16 protein-coding genes are annotated in these 18685 nt (G+C 72.4%); 2 read left to right on the plus strand and 14 right to left on the minus strand.

Annotated elements, in window-relative coordinates:
* The first annotated feature begins 142 nt into the window (after nucleotides 1-142).
* Nucleotides 143-1003 (plus strand): NAD(P)-dependent oxidoreductase, encoded by an 861-nt coding sequence (locus AB0M54_RS10225; protein ID WP_364316000.1) that lies wholly within the window; start codon nucleotides 143-145, stop codon nucleotides 1001-1003.
* Nucleotides 1004-1010: 7 nt separating this feature from the next.
* Here the strand turns inward: AB0M54_RS10225 and AB0M54_RS10230 are convergent, their stop codons facing one another.
* The 10 genes from AB0M54_RS10230 to AB0M54_RS10275 form a co-directional block, all read right to left on the minus strand.
* Nucleotides 1011-1655 carry a response regulator transcription factor gene (locus AB0M54_RS10230; protein ID WP_364470270.1) on the minus strand — a complete coding sequence of 215 codons (645 nt, stop codon included), beginning with the start codon at nucleotides 1653-1655 and terminating at the stop codon, nucleotides 1011-1013.
* The gene (locus tag AB0M54_RS10235; RefSeq protein ID WP_364470272.1) at nucleotides 1652-2755 is read right to left on the minus strand and encodes a histidine kinase; all 1104 of its coding nucleotides are present in this window, start codon (nucleotides 2753-2755) and stop codon (nucleotides 1652-1654) included. Before AB0M54_RS10235 ends, AB0M54_RS10230 begins: the two co-directional genes overlap by 4 nt.
* A 9-nt stretch (nucleotides 2756-2764) precedes the next feature.
* Nucleotides 2765-3514 carry a hypothetical protein gene (locus tag AB0M54_RS10240; protein WP_364315994.1) on the minus strand — a complete coding sequence of 250 codons (750 nt, stop codon included), beginning with the start codon at nucleotides 3512-3514 and terminating at the stop codon, nucleotides 2765-2767.
* Nucleotides 3511-4428, minus strand: a complete 918-nt coding sequence (locus AB0M54_RS10245) for an ATP-binding cassette domain-containing protein (RefSeq protein ID WP_364470274.1) — start codon at nucleotides 4426-4428, stop codon at nucleotides 3511-3513. The genes AB0M54_RS10240 and AB0M54_RS10245 overlap by 4 nt, the downstream gene beginning before the upstream one ends.
* Before the next feature lie 90 nt (nucleotides 4429-4518).
* Nucleotides 4519-5697 carry a S8 family peptidase gene (locus AB0M54_RS10250; protein WP_364470276.1) on the minus strand — a complete coding sequence of 393 codons (1179 nt, stop codon included), beginning with the start codon at nucleotides 5695-5697 and terminating at the stop codon, nucleotides 4519-4521.
* 32 nt (nucleotides 5698-5729) lie between these two features.
* Nucleotides 5730-7502, minus strand: a complete 1773-nt coding sequence (locus tag AB0M54_RS10255) for a sensor domain-containing diguanylate cyclase (protein WP_364470278.1) — start codon at nucleotides 7500-7502, stop codon at nucleotides 5730-5732.
* Between the two features lie 939 nt (nucleotides 7503-8441).
* Entirely contained in the window at nucleotides 8442-10295 is a 1854-nt protein-coding gene (locus AB0M54_RS10260; RefSeq protein ID WP_364470280.1) for an alpha-amylase family protein, read from the minus strand.
* A 17-nt stretch (nucleotides 10296-10312) separates the two neighbouring features.
* Entirely contained in the window at nucleotides 10313-10981 is a 669-nt protein-coding gene (locus tag AB0M54_RS10265; RefSeq protein ID WP_364470282.1) for a response regulator transcription factor, read from the minus strand.
* Nucleotides 10966-12615, minus strand: a complete 1650-nt coding sequence (locus AB0M54_RS10270) for a histidine kinase (protein ID WP_364315979.1) — start codon at nucleotides 12613-12615, stop codon at nucleotides 10966-10968. The genes AB0M54_RS10265 and AB0M54_RS10270 overlap by 16 nt, the downstream gene beginning before the upstream one ends.
* Nucleotides 12616-12625: 10 nt before the next feature.
* Nucleotides 12626-13384 carry a CPBP family intramembrane glutamic endopeptidase gene (locus AB0M54_RS10275; RefSeq protein ID WP_364315976.1) on the minus strand — a complete coding sequence of 253 codons (759 nt, stop codon included), beginning with the start codon at nucleotides 13382-13384 and terminating at the stop codon, nucleotides 12626-12628.
* A gap of 200 nt (nucleotides 13385-13584) precedes the next feature.
* Here AB0M54_RS10275 and AB0M54_RS10280 point away from each other — a divergent pair, with 200 nt between their 5' ends.
* Nucleotides 13585-14661 (plus strand): oxidoreductase, encoded by a 1077-nt coding sequence (locus tag AB0M54_RS10280; RefSeq protein WP_364315975.1) that lies wholly within the window; start codon nucleotides 13585-13587, stop codon nucleotides 14659-14661.
* On the opposite strand, the gene AB0M54_RS10285 is transcribed toward AB0M54_RS10280, so the two are convergent.
* The 4 genes from AB0M54_RS10285 to AB0M54_RS10300 form a co-directional block, all read right to left on the minus strand.
* Entirely contained in the window at nucleotides 14651-15286 is a 636-nt protein-coding gene (locus AB0M54_RS10285) for a response regulator transcription factor (protein ID WP_364315973.1), read from the minus strand. The genes AB0M54_RS10280 and AB0M54_RS10285 overlap by 11 nt on opposite strands.
* Entirely contained in the window at nucleotides 15238-16542 is a 1305-nt protein-coding gene (locus AB0M54_RS10290) for a sensor histidine kinase (protein ID WP_364470284.1), read from the minus strand. Before AB0M54_RS10290 ends, AB0M54_RS10285 begins: the two co-directional genes overlap by 49 nt.
* Nucleotides 16543-16589: 47 nt before the next feature.
* Complete coding sequence (locus AB0M54_RS10295) at nucleotides 16590-17570, minus strand: acyl-CoA desaturase (protein WP_364315968.1); 981 nt, start codon at nucleotides 17568-17570, stop codon at nucleotides 16590-16592.
* Between the two features lie 84 nt (nucleotides 17571-17654).
* Nucleotides 17655-18671: an NADPH:quinone reductase gene (locus AB0M54_RS10300; protein WP_364315966.1), complete on the minus strand. Its 1017-nt coding sequence runs from the start codon at nucleotides 18669-18671 to the stop codon at nucleotides 17655-17657.
* Between the last annotated feature and the right edge of the window lie 14 nt (nucleotides 18672-18685).

Consider the following 18685-nt stretch of genomic DNA (forward strand, 5'->3'; position numbering starts at 1 on the left):
GATGAATGTCCACGGCCCGCATTGCCCTGCGTTTCGCCCCGGAAACACATTCCGCATCCGCAGTGCATTCATTTGATGCGATGTCGACCTTGGCGACCAGTTCGTCCAAAAGGTTTAGAACATCTGCGGTACTACTGGACACATGACAAGAGTTGCGGTGACCGGCGGCAGCGGGAAGCTCGGCCGCGCGGTGGTCAAAGACCTGGTGGAACACGGGTACGAGGTGACGAACATCGACGCGGCCACGCCGCCGGCCGGGCCGGGGGCGCGCTGGCGGCGGATCGACCTCACCGACTACGGCCAGGTGGTCGACACGCTGAGCGCCACGCTCGACGAGAGCCCGGGCCGGTTCGACGCCGTGGTGCACCTGGCCGCCATCCCGGCGCCCGGCCTCACCGGCAACGCGGCCACCTTCGCCAACAACGTGCCGGCCACCTACAACGTGTTCGCGGCGGCCCGGGCGGCCGGCATCACCAACGTCGTGTGGGCGTCCAGCGAGACCGTGCTGGGGCTGCCCTTCGACACGCCGCCGCCGTACATCCCGGTCGACGAGGACTACCCGGCCCGCCCGGAGTCGACGTACTCGCTGGGCAAACACCTCGAGGAGCAGATGGCCGCGCAGTTCTGCCGGTGGAACCCGGCGCTGAAGATGATCGGGCTCCGGTTCTCGAACGTGATGGAACCGGACGACTACGCGGCGTTCCCCTCGTTCGACGCGGATCCGTCGCTGCGCAAGTGGAACCTGTGGGGTTACATCGACGCGCGGGACGGTGCTCAGGCCGTACGCCGAAGCCTGGAACTGGAGACGACGGGCGTGGAGGTCTTCGTCATCGCGAACGCCGACACCGTGATGAGCCGCTCGTCGGCCTCGCTGGCGGCGGAGGTGTACCCCGGCGTCGAGGTGCGCAAGGAACTGGGCGAGCACGAGACCATGCTGGGCATCGACAAGGCCAGGCGAATTCTCGGGTACGCGCCGGAGCACTCGTGGCGCGACCACGTCTGACCTGCTGCTATGCCTCCAGGTAGCGCAGGATGGCCAGCACGCGACGGTTGTAGCCGGCGTCGGACGGCAGGTCGAGCTTGTCCGAGAGGCTGGCGATGTGCTTCTCCACGGTGCTCAGGGAGACGTGGATCCGGTCGGCCACGGCCTGGTTGGCGTACCCCTGGGCCAGGTGCTCGAGGACCTGGCGCTCGCGCGGGCTGAGCCGGGCCAGCGCGTCGAGGTGGGACGTGCGGGCGAGCAACTGGCGTACCACCTCGGGGTCGAACGCCGCCCCGCCGGCGCCGACGCGTTCCAGCACGCCGAGGAACTCGGCGACCTCGGAGACCCGGTCCTTCAGCAGGTAGCCGAGGCCCTCGGTGGCCCCGCCGAGCAGGGTCGCGGCGTGCGTCTTCTCGACGTACTGGGACAGCACCAGCACCCCGACCCCCGGCCAGCGCTCGCGGATGGTCAGCGCCGCGCGCAGACCCTCGTCGGTCTGGGCCGGCGGCATCCGGACGTCGACCACCGCGAGGTCAGGGTTTTGTGAAGCCACCGCCTCCAGCAACGCTTCGCCGTCACCGACGGCGGCGACGACGTCGTGGCCGGCGTCGGCCAGCAGGTGCACGAGTCCCTCACGCAGCAGGACCGAGTCCTCGGCCAGGACGATCCTCATACCGGCAGGGTGGCCTGGACGCGCGTCGGACCGCCGGGCGGACTGCTCACCTCGAAGGCGCCGTCCAAGGCGGCCACCCGATGGGCGAGACCGCGCAACCCGGCCCCTTTCTTGTCGGCCCCGCCGCAGCCGTCGTCCGAGACCGCGAGGCTCACGCTCCCGGCGGTCTCTTCCACCACGACCAGCACGTCACCGGTCCCGGCGTGCTTGACCGCGTTGGTGATCGCCTCGCGGGCGACGAAGTAGAGCGCCGTCTCCACCTCCGGGGCCGGACGCGTGGTCAGCCGGTAGTGCACCGACACCGGGATCGCCGACCGCTCGGCGACGCCGGCCAGCGCGGCGTGCAGGCCCAGTTCGTCCAGCGCGGTCGGGTAGATCCGCCAGGCCACCTCGCGGATCTCCTCGATCAGGTCCCGCGCCTCGGTGTACGCGCGGCCGACCAGGTCGGCGGCGGCCGCCCGGTCGGCGGTGTGCCGGGCCCGGCCGAGCAGCATCGCCAGCGCCACCCCGCGCTGCTGGACGCCGTCGTGCAGGTCGCGTTCGATCCGCCGGCGCTCCTCGTCGATGACCGCGACCACGCCGGAGCGGGTGGTGGTCAGCTCGGCGATCCGGCGGCGCATCCGCTCCCGCTCGTCCGGCCCGAGCAGGCCGTCGGCGATCCGCCGCTCCACGTTCCCGAGACCGAGGACCATGCCTGAGGTCAGGGCCAGTCCGCCGAGGCCGGCGGTGATGCCGACGATGGCGTCGGTGGTGAGGATCCGCACGCCGGGCAGGGTCAGCGGCAGTGTCTCCGACGCCCCGGTCAACGCGGCCCAGCCACCGCCACCGAGCAGCAGCAGGGCGACGAACAGCACGGCCGCGACCAGGTAGCCACCGAGCAGCCCGGCGGCGGCGCGGGCGGCCAGGAAGCCCGGCTCACTCGCGGCGCCGGCGGTCGCCGGCCGATCCAGCCACCGGCCGAAGCGGGCCGCCTCGGCCCGCCCGAGCGCACCGAGCACCCGGCGGCGGGCGCGGGGCGGCCACACCGCCACCAGCGCCACCGCCTCGGCGACGGCCAGCGGCATGCCGAGCCCCACCCCCACCACCGTCCGCCACCTCATGCCCGCAGCCTAAGCGTCGCGGCGGCGCAGGACCGCGTAGCCGATCGCCAGCGCGGCCAGCGTCCAGCCGGCCAGCCACGCGAAGCCCTCCCCGGCCGGATAGGCGAGCTGCTCGCCGGCCGGGTTGTTGGCGCTGCCCATGAAGCTGAGCCCGGCGAACAACGGCGTCCGCAGCGAGGCCTCGATCAGCACCTGGTCGCCGGTCATGGCCAGCACCAGCGGGATGCCGGCCAGCAGCAGGAACACCACCGTCAAGGTGCCGGCCGAGCTGCGCAGCGCGAAGCTCACGCCGACGCTCAGCAGCGCGATCATCGCGCCGAAGCAGCCGAGCTTCAGCAGGTCGGTGGCGACCTCGGCGACCGGCAGGCCGGCGGCGCCGTCGAACGGGTCGAGCCGCAGGAACGCCCACACCGTCACGGCGGTCACCAGCCCGCCCAGCGCGGTGGCCACGGCGACCACCGCGGCGACGACCACGGCCTTCGCCGCCAGCAGCCGGCCGCGCCGGGGCACGGCCTGCAGGGTGGCGCGGATGCCGCCGGAGGCGTACTCGGCGGTGACGGTGAGCATGGCCAGCGCCGCGATCCCGAACGAGAACACCACCGCGGCGTCGATCACCGGCTGGGTGGCCGCGAAGTGCCGGCCGCCGGTCGCGCTGTCCGCGCCCAGGGTGAGCGCGGCCATCCCCATCAGGGCGCCCGCGCCGACCAGGCACCACCACGTGGATCGCACCGACCAGAACTTCGTCCACTCCGACCTCATGCCGGCACCCTTCCGTCCGCGCCGAACTCGACGCTGCCCTCGGTCAGCTCCTGGTAGGCCTGTTCCAGCGAGGCCTCCCGGGTCCGCAGCTCGTGCAGCCGGATCCCGGCGTCGTGCGCCACGTCGCCGACCCGGTCCATCGGCAGCCCGGTGACGATCACCTGGTGCTCACCCGACCGCTCGACCGTGCCACCGGCGGCGGTCAGGCGCCCGGCCAGGTCGGCGGCGTGCGGGCTGCGCGCCACCACCGCGGTCAGCGCGCTCGCGGCGATCACCTCGGCCAGCGGCGCGTCGGCCAGCAGCCGCCCCTGGCCGATCACGACCAGATGGTCGGCGGTGAGCTGCATCTCGCTCATCAGGTGGCTGGACACGAAGACGGTCCGGCCCTCGGCGGCCAGGTCACGGGTGAGCCGCCGGATCCAGCGCACGCCGTCCGGGTCGAGCCCGTTGACCGGCTCGTCGAACATCAGGATCTCCGGGTCGCCGAGCAGCGCCGTGGCGATGCCGAGGCGTTGGCTCATGCCGAGCGAGAGGGTGCCGGCCCGCTTGCCGGCCACGCTGTCCAGGCCGACCAGGCCGATCACCTCGGCGACCCGCCGCTTCGGGATCTTGTTGCTGCCGGCCTGGGCCCAGAGGTGGGCCCGGACACTGCGTCCAGGGTGGACCGCGCGGGCGTCGAGCAGCGCCCCGACCGTCCGCAGCGGATGCTCGAGGTCGGCGTAGCGCCGGCCCTGGACCAGGGCGGTCCCGGCGGTCGGGCGGTCCAGGCCGAGGATCATCCGCATGGTCGTGGACTTGCCGGCGCCGTTCGGGCCGAGGAAGCCGGTCACCGCGCCGGGCCGGATGGTCAGGGTGAGCGAGTCGACCGCGACCTTGGCGCCGTAGCGCTTGGTCAGGCCGTCCAGGGAAATCATGCCGCCGACGCTAGGGCCGGCGGCCGATCCGCGAATCGGGATCAGCCGCCGACCTCGATGGCGGAAACCCGTAAACCTCTTCGTTCGTGCTCAGAGCCCGCCGACGTGCAGCAGGCGGTTGGGCGACCCCGAACCCGGGCTGCCGACCACGCCGGTCGTGGCGCCGCCGACGATCGCGGCGCTGACCTGCGCGGGCGTGGCCGACGTATGGGCGGCCAGGTAGAGCGCGGCGGCCCCGGCCACGTGCGGGGTGGCCATCGAGGTGCCGCTGATCGTGTTCGTGCCGGTGTCGCTGGTGTTCCAGGACGACGTGATGTCGATGCCCGGCGCGAAGACGTCCACACAGGCGCCGCGGTTGGCCCAGCTCGGCTTGGCGTCCGAGCTGTTGGTCGCGGAGACCGTGATGGCCGCGGGCACCCGGGCCGGCGACTGGGTGCAGGCGTCCAGCGCGAAGATGCCCAGGAAGCCGTTGCCCGCGGCGATCGCATAGCTGACACCGCCCGCGATCGACGCCTTCACCGCGTTGTCCAGGGCGGTGTCGGCGCCGCCGCCGAGGCTCATGTTGGCCACCGCCGGCCGCTGCGCGTTCGCCGTCACCCAGTCGATGCCGGCCACCACCTGGGCCGTCGTGCCGCTGCCCTCGCAGTTCAGCACCCGCACGGCGACCAGATCGACCCCCTTGGCCACGCCGTACGCGGACCCGCCGACCGTACCGGCCACATGGGTGCCGTGCCCGTTGCAGTCGTCCGCCGCGCCGCCGTCGACCGCGTCGAACCCGCTGCTCGCCCGGCCCGCGAAGTCCTGGTGGGTGGTGCGGATGCCGGTGTCGATGATGTAGGCGTGCACCCCAGCGCCGTCCCGCGGATAGGTGTACGAGTTGTCCAGCGGCCGGTTGCGCTGGTCGATCCGGTCGAGCCCGTAGGACGGCGGGTTCGGCTGCGTGCCGCTGGCCCGGTGGATCACGTTCGGCTGCACGTAGGCGACGGCCGGGTCGGCGGCCATCCGCCTGGCCTGCCGCTCGCTCATCGTCGCGGCAAAACCTTGCAGGGCATGGGTGTACGTCGCCCGCACGGTCGCGCCGTGCCGGCCGGCGAGCGTACGCACCCGTTGGGTGGTTTCCGATCGGGACTGGTTGAGGACCACGACATAGCTGTCCGGCACGACCTCAGCACCGGGCGCCGCTTGAAGGCCGGCTTCCGCCCGAGCGGGCGCCGACAGACCGAAGACAGTGAGGGCAACCGCCCCCAGCACCGCGAAAGCGCGTCTCATGAACGGACGTTAACAACGATGACCGTGGATATCTACGCCTGGGCGCGGTGCCGGCCGACCTTCCTGGGCGCCGCCACGGCCTGCTTCACCGCGTACATGGTCTGATCGGCGTCGCGCAGCGCGTCCTCCGGGTCCGAGTCCGGGCGGGCCAGGTTGACGCCCACACTGGCGCCGACCGACACCAGCTCGCCGCCGATCTCGAACGGCAGGTCGGCCTCGGCACGCACCCGGTCGGCCATCGCCCGGGCGGTCGCCTCGTTCTCCACCCCGGGCATCAGGATGACGAACTCGTCGCCGCCGACCCGGGAGACCACGTCCTGATCGCGGACGGCGCGGCTGAGCCGCTGGGCGAACTGGCGCAGCAACTCGTCGCCGGCGTTGTGGCCGTACCGATCATTGACCGGTTTGAAGCCGTTGAGGTCCACGTAGAGGATGGCGACACCGTCGGTCGGCAGCGTCTCCCCCAGCGCGTCGCGCATCCGGCGCCGGTTCGGCAGCCCGGTCAGCGAGTCGTGCCGCGCCTCGTGGGCCAGCCGCTCCTGGAAGGCCCGCGCCTGCGTCACGTCCCGGGCGTTGATCACCACGCCGGTCAGGGCCGGGTTGTGCAGCTGGTTGGAGGCGGTGAACTCGAACCAGCGCGGCCGCCCGTCCGAGGTGATCATGCGGCACTCCCGGCGCAGCAGGCCGTCGCGCTCCCCGACCAGGTCGCGGAACTGCGCCTGCAACTGGTTGCGGTCCTGCGGGTGCACCACGTCGAAGACGCTGCTGCCCTGCAACGAGCCCGGTTCGAAGCCGAGCAGGCCGGCGGCGCTCGGGCTGGAGTAGGTGATCTTCCCGTCGGCGTCGACCACGGCCACCATGTCCGGGGCGTGCTGGAACAGCGCCCGGAACTTCTCGTCGGCCCGGCGCCGGGTGATCAGCGCCCGATACGCGAAGATCAAGATTCCGAGGACGCCGGCCAGCAGCATCGCCAGCATCGCGAGGTTCAGGGTCTGGCTGCGGCGGTGCACGGCGCCGTCGAACGACGCCACGGTCTGGGTACGCACGTACGTCCACCCGCCCGGCATCCCCGGCACCACGACCGCGATCATCCGGGTGCCGTCCGGGGTGGCGTACTCCACGAAGTCCGGCGCCCGCATCTCGTGCGCGGCGGCGATCAGCGTCGGATCGATCGTCCGGCCGATCAGCGCGGGCTCGCTGGTCGCACCGACCCGGCCCTCGGCGTCGACGATCGTGGTCAAATGGGTGTCCGCGCTCAGCCGGGCCACGAACGCCTGCAGCTGCGTGGCGGCCACGTTGGTGTAGCCGACCAGAATCGCCGTCTTCACGGGCACGCCCACCGCGGCCAGCGCCACCCCGCCAACCGTCATCACCGACGAGAAGCCCGGCCGGCCCGCCCGCAGCCCCGCGTGCAGAGTCGCGTACCCCGGATCAGTGACCGCCGGCAGCCCACCGGCCCGGGTCGCGTTGAGCACCTCGCCCTTCCGGGACACGATCGCCAGCCCGTACCCGAAGAACGCGCTCTTCCCCGCGAACGCCCTCAGCTTGACCCGGTCGGCGGCGTCGTCCCGCCCCAGCGTCAGCCCCCGGCCTATCGCCTCGGCGAAGTCGCTCAGCTCCTGGGCCGACAGCAGCTGCATCTGCCCCGCCAGCGTTCCGTTGTTGGTCCCCAGCGCCACCGAGTCGGCCCGGTGCACCCGATCAGCGGCCTGCAACGCCGACCGATTGACCAGCACACCAACCACACCGATGGCCACCAGCACCACCACACTGACCGCAACCGCGATCCCGCTCCGCAGCCGCATAGGGCCCTCCTTCACCGAGAACATCGGCAGGAGACGCGCGATCTGTAGCGGATCAGTTTCAGGTCGACGTTCTTCTTCAAGGCCGACGTTCTTCAAGGTCGACGTTCTTCTTCAAGGTCAAGGGCTTGATGTCGTAGCTCGGTGGGTGGTGCCGACCGTCGCTCCCGCCGAGGCCGGTCACCCGGCTCCTGGCCGCTGACGCGTCCAGAACGGAGCCGCGCAACCTTCATTCTGCGTGCATGCTCACCCTCCGGCGCTCCGCGCCAAACCCGCCGACCTCCGCCCCGAGCGTCAGCCAACCCCTCCTCCGACCTCCGCCGCGAGCGGCAACCAACCCCTCCAACGACCTCCGCCGCGAGCGGCAGCCAACCCCTCCAACGACCCCTTTGCTCTGAGCGCATATAGGCACCACCTCTACGTAGCCGGCATCCAGGTGGTGCCTATACGCGCTCAGAGCAAAGGGGCTGCGGAACTCGTCGCCGACCCTGATGCCCCCGCGCCCTCGGGAACTCGTCACCGCCAACGCCGGCAGTTCGGCATCGGCTCGGCCCGCCCGCCCGCCGCGCCAACTCCCGCGCCCGCCGCCCCGCCAGGCCAACTCCCGCGCCCGCCGCCGGGCCAACTCCCGCGCCCGCCGCCGGGCCAACTCCCGCGCCCGCCGCCGGGCCAGCTCCCGCGACCGCCGCGCCGCCGGGCTCCAAGGTGAACCTCTGACCAAAGGTCGCCCGCGGCTGTCTGGCGACTGTTGCGCCGGCGTTCGTTCGGCCTTGTGGCGCGAAGCGCCGGAGGGTGCCCACTTACGCAGAATGAAGGGTGCGCGGCTCCGTTCTGGACGCGCCAGCGGCCAGGAGCCGTGGGCCCGGCCTCGGCGGGAGCCGCGGTCAGAACCCACCACCCAGCTACGACATCAAGCTCTTGACCTTGGCCTTGAAGACGCCCTCACCGCTCGGCGAGCCAGACGAATCCCAAGCCCGGGAGGCGGCCTCGGCCGTTCGTGACCTGGAAGGCGCCGTCGCTGGTCGCGGCCGTTTCCAGCCGGCCGAAGCGGCCGATCGGGGCGGCGTCGAACGTGCGGTCCGACTCGGCGAAGTTGGCCAGCCCGATGAAGGTGCCGCTGCGCGGATGCCGGCGCCGCCACGTGAAGATCGCGTCGTCGTCGACGGTCAGGATCTCGATCTCCCCGCCCGTGCGCAGCGCATCGAGGCCCTTGCGCGCGGCGGACAGCGACTTCATCGCGGCGAAGACGCGGCCCTCGACGGTGCTGGGGTCGTGGCGGCGGGCGGCGGCCGGCCAGTCCATCGGGGGGCGGTGCATCCAGCGGTTGTCGTCGGCGCGGGCCGGGTCGTCGTGGAACGTCGGGTCGTTGCGAAGGGCCAGTTCGTCGCCCATGTAGATCAGGGGGATGCCGTTGACGGCGAACGCCACGGCGTACAGGAGGATCAGGCGGCGGAGGGCGGCGTCGGTCTCGGCGGGCGTGGTGGCCGCGTCCAGGCCGCACAGGGACGCGGCGGTGCCGGAGATGCGCGCGTCGCCGGTGGCGGGATTCTCCTGGAAGAGGGCGCCCCGGGCGTAGGAGCCGGGGAACCGGCCGGAGAAGAACGCGTTGAGGAAGTTGCGGTGGTTCCACCAGTCCCAGCCGACCGCGGCGGCGTCCTCGGCGCTGACCGCCCAGCCGATGTCGTCGTGCCCGCGCACGTAGGTGCACCACGACGTTTCGGCGGGGATCGGGCGCATCCGGCGCAGCGCCTGGCTCATCAGGCGGGCGTCCTTGGTCGCCAGGCTCGACCAGAGCATCACCATCAGCTGGTTGTGGTAGGCCAGTTCGCACTCGGGCCGGTAGCGGTCGTGGCCGCCGAGGTAGGGCACCAGGTCGTCGGGGGCCACGATCGCCTCGGCCTTGAAGATCACGCCGGGGGCGGCCAGCCGGGTCAGGCCGTGCAGGGCCTGCACGATCTTGTGCACCTCGGGCTGGTTCATGCAGGTCGTGCCCAGGCGCTTCCACATGAACGGCACGGCGTCGAGGCGGAAGATGTCGACGCCGCGGTTGGCCAGCCAGAGGATCGTGTCCAGCATCGCCTCGAAGACCCGTGGGTTGCGGTAGTCCAGATCCCATTGGTACGACCAGAACGTCGTCCACACCCACTGTTTCAGCTCGGGGTGGAACGTGAACGAGCCCGGCGCCCGGTCGGGGAAGACGTCGACGATCGTCCGTTCGTACGCGTCGGGCATCTCGCGGTCGGGGAACGCCAGGTAGAAGTCCTCGAAGTCCGGGTCGCCGGCGAGCCAGCCCTCCGCCCACGGGTGTTCCTTCGCGGTGTGGTTGAGGACGAGGTCGACACAGAGGCTCATGTCCCGTTCCCGCAGTGCCCCGGCCAGGTGTTCGAGGTCGTCCATGGTGCCGAGCCGCGGGTCGACGGCCCGGTAGTCGAGCACCGCGTACCCGCCGTCGTTCTCGCCGGGGCGGGGCTGGAGCAGCGGCATCAGGTGCAGGTAGGTGACGCCCAGTTCGGTCAGGTAGTCGAGTTTGCCGGGGATGCCGTCGAGGACGCCGGCGAACCGGTCGGCGTAGCAGACGTAGCCGATCATCTCGGATCGCTGGTACCAGCGCTGGTCGATCTCCCGTTGCCGATCCCGGTCGCGGAGCGCCCGCGGCCGGGCGGCGGCGGCCTCGCGTGCGACCGCCACGAGCCGCTCGACCAGCCCGTCGTGCCCGGGGTAGACGGCGGACAGCGCCTCGGTGATGTCGGGCAGGCTGTACGCCAACCGGGCCTGGAAGGCGACGCGGGACTCCATCGGATCACGCTAACGGCTCAGGAGCGCAGGAAGAGCAGAACCGCGAGGACGCGGCGGGACTCGCTGCGGGTGGTGGGGATGCCCAGCTTGGTGAAGATGCTGGAGACGTACTTCTCGGCGGCCCGCAACGTGATGGTCAGGCGGTCGGCGATGCCCTGGTTGGAGGTGCCCTCGGCCATCAGCTCGAGCACCTCGCGCTCGCGCGGGGTCAGGGCGGCCAGGGGGTCGTCGCGGCGGCGGCGGGACAGCAGGGTGGACACGATCGCCGGGTCGATGGCGGACCCGCCGGCGGCCACGCGGCGCAGCGCCGCCACGAACGACGGGACGTCGCTGATGCGGTCCTTCAGCAGGTAGCCGACGCCGGCCGCGGAGTCGGCGAGCAGTTGCATGGCCAGGCCGACCTCGACGTACTGGGAGAGCACGAGCACGGCCAGGCCGGGATGCGCGGCGCGCAGGTCGATGGCGGCGCGCAGACCCTCGTCGGTGTGGGTGGGCGGCAGGCGGATGTCCACGATCACCACGTCGGGCAACGTCACCCGGATCTCGGCGCGCAGCTGGTCGGCGTCGCCGCACGTGGCGATCACGTCGAAGCCGGCGTCGGCCAGGAGGCGGGCGATGCCCTCGCGGAGCAGGACGCTGTCCTCGGCGATGGCTACCCGAAGGCCCGTCGCTACGCGAGGGAGCATGGCAGCTCCGCCCGGACCCGGGTGCCCTCGCCCGGCGGGGTCCGCACGCGCAGCCGGCCGCCCAGCGTCTCCACCCGGTCGGCCAGGCCGCGCAGCCCGCTGCCACGTTCGGCGTCGGCGCCACCGCGGCCGTCGTCGGCCACCTCGATCACCAGCGTGCCGTCGTCGCACGAGACGCGGACGGTCGCCGACGTGGCCGCCGCGTGCTTGCCGATGTTGGTGAGGCACTCGGACACCACGTAGTAGGCGGCGACCTCGACCGACTCGGCCAGCCGACCAGGAAGATCAACGGCAAGGGAGGCGGGTACGGGCGCCCGGGCGGCCAGCGACTCGAGCGCGACCGCCAGGCCGTGCGCGGACACCACCGAGGGGTGCAGGCCATGGGCCACGTCCCGCAGCTCGGCCAGCGACGTGGTGATCTCGGCGCGGGCCTCCCGCACCAGGGCGAGCGACGACGGGTCCGCGCCGAGGCGGTTCTCCAGCACGCCGAGGTTGAGCGACAACGCGATCAGCCGCTGCTGGGCGCCGTCGTGCAGGTCGCGTTCGAGGCGGCGGCGTTCCCGCTGGCCGGCCTCGGCCACCCGGGCCCGCGACCCGCGCAGCTCCTCGACGTTGGCCCGGAGCTGGGCCTGGAGCCGGCCGTTGCGCACGGCGATCGCGGCCGCCGCGGTGACCGCGGCCAGCAGGTCGGACTCCTCGTGCAGGGCCGGGTCGTGCACCAGCGCCGCCACCACCGCGTCCTTCTCCTCGATCACGGTCACCCGCTCGGGCTCGCCGGGCAGGACGGCGGGGCGGCCGTCCTCGCCGGTCCACGCGTCGAACTCGGGCAGCCAGTAGAGCAGCCGTAACGAGGGGTCGCGCAGCGCCCGGGCGAGCGGCGTGCCCAGATCGGCCGGGTCGGCGCGCAACGACACCATCAGGTCACCGATCGAGCTGCGGGCCAGCCGGGCCTGGAGCAGCCCGGCCAGGAACACCACCGGGGCGACGCCGAGCAGCGCGATCGCGACGCGTTGCACGGCCGGGAACGCCGGCCCGCCGAACACCCCGACGACCAGCAGGACGGCGATCATCACCAGGCCGAGGGTGAACGCGTCGATCAGCACGGTCAGCGACCGGCGCAGCGGCCGGGTGCGCCGGCGGGCGACCATGAGCGCGGCGCCGGCCAGCGCGACCGCGCTGACGACCAGCAGTTCGGCCTGGTAGAGCGGGGTGTCGAAGGCGAGGACGACGGCCACGCTCTGCAGCCCGATCGCGGCGGCGTAACCGACCGCGAGCAGCCCCCGTTCGATCCGGCCGGCCGGACGGCCCGACGGGTACGAGAGGAACACGTGCACGATCAGCACCAGCGGCAGCAGGTCGGCCACCTGGCCGATGGTGTGCGGGACGGTCGCGGGCAGCCAGGTCAGCGAGCCGATCAGCCCGGCGGCGCCGGTGAGGACCATCAGCGGGCCGAACCGGTTGCCCGGCCGGTGCCGCCAGGCGATCAGGCCGCTGATCGAATAGGACGTGGTCAGCCAGCAGACCACCGCGACATGGGTGGCCGGCACACCCTGCCGGAGCCCGGCGACGGCCACCGCCGCCTGCCCGGCCAGCAGCCCCGCACCGAGCGCTGTCCGGAGGCCGGGCTTCGGCATGGTCCACACGCTACGCCTCGCGCGTGTTCCGGCGGAAGCCGTCGCGATCGGCCACGACCAGCGTCAACGCGACGACGGCCCAGGCGGCGAACTCGATCCACTGCTGCCGGGCGAGCGCGGCGCCGGTCAGGCCGAGGTCGCCGAACGTGACGAACCCCTGGGCGTTGTGGAAGAGCAGGACCAGGAGGACGCTGCCGCCGGTGCGGTTGAACAGCCACACGTAGACGAAGGTGATGACGAACGTGGAGGCGAAGCCGGCCACCCCGACGTCGGCGGCGAGCGGCAGGTGCCAGCCGGCGACGAGCACGCCCAGGAGGGCGGCCGACCGCAGCGTGTCCGGCAGGCGCGGCACGGCATATCCGCGGAACGACGGCTCCTCGGCCAGCGGGCCGTCCATCGGGTTGATCATCCGGACCAGGAACCACAGGCCGGCGCTGGTCCAGGTCAGCGACAGCCAGTCCGGGCCGGGCCCGGGGTTGAGCGAGCCCGCCACGAGCCGCACGACCAGCGGCAGGAGCAGCGCGAAGGCGTAGTAGTACCACGGCACCCGCCACCGGATCAGCCGCCGGCCGAGCTCCTTGAAGCCGGCCCGCCCGTCGGTCACCGCGATCACGATGACCGCGGCGAGCAGGGCGCCGATCGCCTGGAACTCGCCGTTGATCGGCCACGTGCACCAGGACAGCGCGTACGCCAGGACGAAGAACGAGAGCAGCCGGTGCCGGGCGACGAAGTGGGGGGCCTTGGTCTCTTCCATGATGCGCGTTTTCATGACCTCGACGCTGTCATCGGAACGGCGGGGGGATAAGCCGGTGCGCCGGTCGGCCGCCAGGGCGGTTTTCTGGTGTGACCGCGACCACTCCCGCCGGTGGAGCGGAGCGACCCTCGGCGGGAGCGACGGTCTGGACCACCCACCAACCCGCGACCCCCAGCTCTTGATCTTGATCTTGAGATGTGGATAGGTTCCGCCCCATGAGATCGACACGCGTGCTTGCCGTCGCGGCCATCGGCCTGGCCATCGTCGCTACCAGCGGCGGATTCACCGCGGCCTCCGAGAAGCCGCGGTGGAAGCCGCAGTGGAAGCTCACCGACACCGGGGTCACGGCACGGTTCCGGGGGCTCGCGCCGGTCGACGGCAAGGTCGCCTGGGCGGCCGGATCGGCCGGCACGATCCTGCGCACCGTCGACGGCGGCCGGCACTGGGCCAGTGTCGCCTCGGCCGACATGGCCGGGCTGGAGTTCCGGGACATCGAGGCCTGGGACGCGCGCAACGCGGTGGCCCTGGCCATCGGCAACGGCGAGGCCTCGCGCATCTACACCACGGCCGACGGCGGGAAGAGCTGGACCGAGACGTTCCGCAACGACGACGAGACCGCCTTCTACGACTGCGTGACCTTCATGGACCGGCGGCACGGGCTGGCGCTGTCCGACCCGGTCGGCGGCAAGTTCCGCATCCTGGCCACCGACGACGGCGGACGCAGCTGGGCGGTCCGGCCGACCACCGGGATGCCGGACGCGCTGCCGGGCGAGTTCGCGTTCGCGGCCAGCGGCACCTGCCTGGTCAGCGCCGACCACCTGGGCGCCGGGCGGGCCTGGTTCGCGACCGGCGGCGGCGCGACGGCCCGGGTGTTCGCCACGGCCAACGGCGGCCGGTCGTGGTCGGTCACCGACAGCCCGCTGCCCAGCAGCGAGGCCGGTGGCGTGTTCAGCCTCGCCTTCAAGGACCCGTGGCACGGCCTGGCGGTGGGCGGCGACTACCTCACCCCGGACCAGGCCCCGGACGGCGCCGCCACCACGCGCGACGGCGGCCGGACGTGGACGGTGTCCCGCACGGTGCCGGGTGAATACCGCTCGGGCGCCGACTGGCTGGGGCTGCTCCCGGTGGCGCTGGCGGTCGGGCCGTCGGGCAGCGACATCACGGACGACGGCGGCCGCACCTGGAAGCGGTTCGACACCGGCAGCTTCGACTCGGTCTTCTGCACCCCCGACCTGTCCTGCTGGGCGTCCGGCGCTTCCGGGCGGATTGCCAGGCTGAGCATCAGCCGTTGAGGTAGGCCAGCACCGCCAGCACCCGGCGGTTGTCGTCGTCGGACGGCGGCATGCCCAGCTTGGTGAAGATGTTGTTGATGTGCTTGCTCACCGCCTTCTCGGTGACGAACAGCTTGCCGGCGATGGCCGCGTTGGACCGGCCCTCGGCCATCTGACCGAGCACCTCGCGCTCGCGGGCGGTGAGCACGGCCAGCGGCTCGCGCCGGGCGAGCAGCTGGGACACGACCTCGGGGTCGAGCGCGGTGCCGCCGGCGGCCACCCGGCGCACCGCGTCCACGAACTGGGCCACGTTGGACACCCGGTCCTTGAGCAGGTAGCCGATGCCGCCGGTGCGGTCGGTCAGCAGCTCGCGGGCGTACAGCGGCTCGACATGCTGGGACAGCACCAGGATCGGCATGCCCGGCACCTCGGTGCGGGCGGCGATGGCGGCCTGGAGGCCCTCGTCGGTGAACGTGGGCGGCAGCCGCACGTCGACCACGGCGACGTCGGGCCGATGCTCGATCAGCGCCGGCAGCAGGGCGGGACCGTTGTCGACGCCGGCCACCACCTTGAACTCGAACGCCTCCAGGATCCGGGTCAGGCCGTCCCGGAGGAGGGCGAGGTCTTCGGCGATGACAACACGCACGGCAGCTCCATGGTCACGACGGTCGGTCCGCCCGGCGGGCTGGACAGCGACATCGTGCCATCGAACGCGGCCAGGCGGCGTTCAATACCGCGCAGCCCGGTTCCGCGGTACGGGTCGGCGCCACCCCGGCCGTCGTCGCCGACCATGAGCATGAGCAGGCCGGACTCGTGTCGCAGGCTCACCCAGGCGGTGGTCGCGGCGCTGTGCTTGACCACATTGGCCAGCGCCTCGGCGACCACGAAGTAGGACGCCGACTCGACCGGCGTCTCCAGCCGGCCGGGCACGCCGCCGTCCACCGCGGTCGGCAGCGGCAGGCTGAGCGCGAGCGCGCGGACGGCGCCGTCCAGCCCGCGCTCGGCCAGCACCGGCGGGTGGATGCCGCGGACCAGGGCGCGCAGCTCGATCAGGGCGGTGTTGCTGGTGTCGCGGGCCTCGGCCAGCAGTTTGCGGGCGGCGGCCGGGTCGCGTTCCATCAGCTCCTCGGCCAGCCCGATGGTCATGCCCAGCGAGGAGAGCCGGGCCTGGGCGCCGTCGTGCAGGTCACGTTCGATCCGGCGCAGCTCGGCGGCCTGCGCGTCGACCGTATCGGCCCGGGTCTCGGTCAGCTCGGTCACCCGCAGCCGCAGCTCGGCGGCCCGGGTCGGCGCCAGAAACAGCTTCGCGAACCACGCCTCGGCGAACCGGAACCAGGGGGCGGCGAACAGGGCGAGGCCCAGGATCACCGCGCCCTGGGGCAGGGACAGGAAGCCGTCGCCGAGGTCCTCGATCGGCCAGATCGCGCCGTAGCCGTACCAGGCGCCGCCGAGCCACACCCAGAGCGGGATCAGGAAGATGCCCTCGAAGCCATAGACCGGCAGGGCCAGCGAGAGCGCGCCGAGGACGATGGCGATGATGCCGCCGGGCAGCAGCCAGGCGAAGTCGCGCCAGGTCGCCACGTCCTGCAGGATCCACCGGAACCGCCGCCAGCCGCCGGGCAGCCCCTTGCTCGGCCGCGGCGCGTAGGGCCGGGCGATCAGCACCCCGCGCTGGGCCGACCGGCGGCGTTCCAGGTCGGCCCGGGCCCGGACCAGCCCGGTCGTCAGCGGGAGGACCACCTGGCCGAGGCCCGGGACCAGGCAGAGCGCCAGGCTGACCACCGACAGCACGAACAGCGGGATGGTGAGCACGCCGAGCAGCAACGACACGGCCCCGGCGGCGGTGCCCCGCACGCCTCGCCAGATCCACTCGCTCAGCTGCTCGTCCGAGACCAACTCCATGCCGTCGATTCTCGCCCGGTTCGTCGCCCCGGTCGGTAGTGGTAGCCCTACCTTCGCGACACCTGGTGCAGGTAGGACAGCGCCTGCCGGTACGAATCGACCAGACCGGTCATCTCGTAGTCCACGTCGATCTCGGCGCAGAACTGCTGCACGATCGGCTGGGCGCGGCGCAGGTTCGGCGTCGGCATGGACGGGAACAGGTGGTGCTCGATCTGGTAGTTGAGCCCGCCCAGGGCCACGTCGACCAGCACGCCGCCGCGCACGTTGCGCGAGGTCAGCACCTGCTTGCGCAGGAAGTCCTCGGTCCCGTCCGGGTGGGGCATGCCCTTGTGGTTGGGCGCGAACGTCATGCCCAGGTAGACGCCGAACACGGCCTGATGCACGACGAAGAAGACCAGCGCCTGCAGCGGCGTCAGGACCAGGATCAGAACCACGAGATAACCCACGAGGTGTACGCCGAGGAGCACGCCCTCGCGAACCTTCTTCGGCATGTCGTCGCGGATCAGCGCCCGGATGCTGTCCCGGCGCAGGCTCAGCCCGAGCAACGTGAGCAGCGGGAAGAACATCCACGCCTGGTTCCGGACCATCCAGCCGCCCTTGGCCGCCGCCTCCGGCGTCCAGACCAGCACGCCCGGCCCGACGTCCGGGTCGAGGTCGTCGTGGTTGGGGTTGGCGTGGTGCCGGGTGTGCTTGTTCTGCCAGTAGCCGTAGCTCATGCCGATGCCCAGGTTGCCGGCGATCATCCCGGCCCGGCCGCTGGCGGTGGCCGTCCGGAACACCTGACGGTGTGCGACGTCGTGCGCCACCAGGGCCGCCTGCGCGTACCCGACGCCGAGCCACACCGCGATCGCCACCGTCCACCACGAGCTGCCGACCAGCGCGAACGCCACCCAGCCGGCGGCCAGGAACAGCGCCACCAGGGACAGCCGGAGAACGTAGTAGGCCGGTCGGCGATCGAGCAGACCGGCTTCTCGGATGCGGCGGCTGAGCTCTGCGAAATCGGTTCGCGGCTCGGTTGACGTCGTCATAGACGACATTGTCCCGATCCGGGTACCGCGCGCGCAGGGGTGCTGGCCCCCCAAGGCGGTGGTGAGGCCAGCCCTACCGACGGATCACAGCACGACGTCGACCAGAACCTTGCCGACCGCGCCGTCCTGCACGGCCCGGTGGGCGTCGGCGGTCTGCTCCAGCGGGAACCGGGTGATCGGCAGCCCGTGCTCCTCGCCCACCGGCAGCGCCCCGGCCCGCGCCGCCGCCGCGACGTCCTCGGCGCCGGCCCGCAGCGCCGCCTCGCCCACGGTGTAGAGCACCATGAACTGGAAGCGCGTGTTGAGCATCATGTTCTGCCGCACGTCCAGCTCCACCGGCTTGCCACCGTCGTTGGCGTACGTGCAGATCGTGCCCCGCGTCCGCAGCACCGCGAGGTCGAGCGCGAGATTGGCACCGAGCGCGACCTCCGCGATCACGTCCACGCCGTCCGGGGCGACCTTCCGGATCTGCTCGGCCGCGTCGCCGTCCCGGTAGTTGACCACGTGGTGCGCCCCCGCGGCGGTGGCCAGCGCCGCCTTGGCCGGCGAGCTGACCGTGCTGATCACCGTGGCGCCGGCCCACCGGGCGAGCTGGATGGCCGCGTGCCCCACGGCACCGGCCCCACCGGCGGCGAGCACCACCCGCCCGTCCAGCGCGCCCGGCGCCAGCCGGTCCGGCCCGCCCTCCGCGACGGTCAGCGCCCGATGTGCCGTGAGGGCGGGCACCCCCAGCGTCGCGCCGACGTCGAAACTGGCGTCGCCCAGCGGCACCGCCTGCCAGGCGTCCACCACGGTGTACTCGGACGCGGTGCCGGTGGACCGGCCGAGGGTGGCCATGAGCAGCCACACCCGCTCACCCACCCGCCCCGGATCCACCCCGTCGCCCACGGCGTCGATCACCCCGGCGCCGTCCAGATGGGGTGTGACCTCCTCGAACTTCTTCGGATTGGTGGCGCCCGCCCGCGTCTTCCAGTCGGTCGGGTTCACCCCCGACACGGCAACCGTGACACGCACCTCGCCCGGTCCGGGCTCCGGCCTGGCCCGCTCGACGACCCGCAGAACCTCGGCGTCGCCGACCTCGCTGTAGATGATGGCCCTCATCCCCCGATCCTTGC

This window comes from Actinoplanes sp. NPDC051470 (assembly GCF_040682035.1).
Classification (GTDB): domain Bacteria; phylum Actinomycetota; class Actinomycetes; order Mycobacteriales; family Micromonosporaceae; genus Actinoplanes.

What these genes read in the sequence shown, in the direction of transcription:
- AB0M54_RS10225 (WP_364316000.1), top strand. Translation starts at nt 143, where the DNA reads ATGACAAGAGTTGCGGTGACCGGCGGCAGCGGGAAGCTCGGCCGCGCG.
- AB0M54_RS10230 (WP_364470270.1), bottom strand. Translation starts at nt 1,655, where the DNA reads ATGAGGATCGTCCTGGCCGAGGACTCGGTCCTGCTGCGTGAGGGACTC.
- AB0M54_RS10235 (WP_364470272.1), bottom strand. Translation starts at nt 2,755, where the DNA reads ATGAGGTGGCGGACGGTGGTGGGGGTGGGGCTCGGCATGCCGCTGGCC.
- AB0M54_RS10240 (WP_364315994.1), bottom strand. Translation starts at nt 3,514, where the DNA reads ATGAGGTCGGAGTGGACGAAGTTCTGGTCGGTGCGATCCACGTGGTGG.
- AB0M54_RS10245 (WP_364470274.1), bottom strand. Translation starts at nt 4,428, where the DNA reads ATGATTTCCCTGGACGGCCTGACCAAGCGCTACGGCGCCAAGGTCGCG.
- AB0M54_RS10250 (WP_364470276.1), bottom strand. Translation starts at nt 5,697, where the DNA reads ATGAGACGCGCTTTCGCGGTGCTGGGGGCGGTTGCCCTCACTGTCTTC.
- AB0M54_RS10255 (WP_364470278.1), bottom strand. Translation starts at nt 7,502, where the DNA reads ATGCGGCTGCGGAGCGGGATCGCGGTTGCGGTCAGTGTGGTGGTGCTG.
- AB0M54_RS10260 (WP_364470280.1), bottom strand. Translation starts at nt 10,295, where the DNA reads ATGGAGTCCCGCGTCGCCTTCCAGGCCCGGTTGGCGTACAGCCTGCCC.
- AB0M54_RS10265 (WP_364470282.1), bottom strand. Translation starts at nt 10,981, where the DNA reads ATGCTCCCTCGCGTAGCGACGGGCCTTCGGGTAGCCATCGCCGAGGAC.
- AB0M54_RS10270 (WP_364315979.1), bottom strand. Translation starts at nt 12,615, where the DNA reads ATGCCGAAGCCCGGCCTCCGGACAGCGCTCGGTGCGGGGCTGCTGGCC.
- AB0M54_RS10275 (WP_364315976.1), bottom strand. Translation starts at nt 13,384, where the DNA reads ATGAAAACGCGCATCATGGAAGAGACCAAGGCCCCCCACTTCGTCGCC.
- AB0M54_RS10280 (WP_364315975.1), top strand. Translation starts at nt 13,585, where the DNA reads ATGAGATCGACACGCGTGCTTGCCGTCGCGGCCATCGGCCTGGCCATC.
- AB0M54_RS10290 (WP_364470284.1), bottom strand. Translation starts at nt 16,542, where the DNA reads ATGGAGTTGGTCTCGGACGAGCAGCTGAGCGAGTGGATCTGGCGAGGC.
- AB0M54_RS10295 (WP_364315968.1), bottom strand. Translation starts at nt 17,570, where the DNA reads ATGACGACGTCAACCGAGCCGCGAACCGATTTCGCAGAGCTCAGCCGC.
- AB0M54_RS10300 (WP_364315966.1), bottom strand. Translation starts at nt 18,671, where the DNA reads ATGAGGGCCATCATCTACAGCGAGGTCGGCGACGCCGAGGTTCTGCGG.